Below are 1,055 nucleotides of genomic sequence, written 5' to 3' on the forward strand. Positions count from 1 at the left end.
TTCTGAGCGCTCAGAACGGCCCCTGCTGCGAGTCAGTTGGGAGGACGGGCCGCGGGCTGTGGATAACTCTCCTAGGCAGTCCTGGGTTTTGCGACGATGGGTCGATGAAGACACCCCGGCCGCTCCCGGCGCCGCTCGGTTCGGCGCCGTTTACATTCCGGGAGGCAGCCGACGCCGGGGTCAGCCGTCGCCGGCTCAGGCATCCCTCACTGCGGGTTCCGAGCCGCGGGATCCGGCTGCCGGCAGAACACTCCGCTGACGTGAAGCTGAATGCCCGGCCCCTAACTCTTGTCACGCAGTTCTCGGCAGCCTCCCACGCGACCGCCTTCCTGATCTGGGACTTCCCGGGCTTTCTCCCGGGCTCTGGTGCCCCCGCCATCCACATATCTCGTCCGGACTCCATGGCAATACCGCGGCGCAAGGGCGTGATTGGCCATGTCGGGCAATTCTTCGCCGACGAAATCACCACGATCGACGGCGTGCTGGTAACCTCACGGACCAGGACGTGGTTGGACTGCGCCCGGAAGATGAGCATTGACGAACTGACCGTGGTGGCGGACCACCTGCTGCGCCATCCCCGGCCCGAGTTTGAAAGCCGGACCATGCCCTATGCCCGTCCCGGGGAACTGGCCGAGATGCTGGACCGCCACAAGGGAACACCCGGTATCCGCAAGGCGCGGCTCGCCTTGGAGCAGGCCCGAATCGGTGCGGAYTCGGCCCCCGAGACGAGACTCCGGCTTGCCCTCTGCCGCTCAGGACTACCGGAACCGGAACTGAACGTGCGCACGGTCCTGCGCTCCGGCGTCGTGCGTCAACCTGATCTTGCCTATCCGGAACACCGGGTTGCTGTGGAGTATGAGGGGGCCGTGCACTCCGACGCGGCCCAGGTCATCCGCGACATCGCCAGGGAAGAGGACTACAGCGGCGCGGGCTGGACCCTGGTCAGGATCTCAAAACGGCACATGCAGAACGACGCGCGCGCCGCCGTGACCAAGGTCCGCACCGTTCTCGCCAGCCGTGGTTGGCCGCCCAACTAGCTCGCAGCAGGGGCCGTT

The 1,055-nt window shown here is 66.5% G+C and carries 1 protein-coding gene; it reads left to right on the forward strand.

The window, feature by feature from the left end; genetic code table 11:
* Window positions 1-104: 104 nt before the first annotated feature.
* Window positions 105-1,037 carry an endonuclease domain-containing protein gene (locus AC1D1S_RS21295; RefSeq protein ID WP_476944700.1) on the forward strand — a complete coding sequence of 311 codons (933 nt, stop codon included), beginning with the start codon at window positions 105-107 and terminating at the stop codon, window positions 1,035-1,037.
* Window positions 1,038-1,055 lie beyond the last annotated feature (18 nt).

Source organism: Arthrobacter sp. P1_A5 (assembly GCF_056406825.1).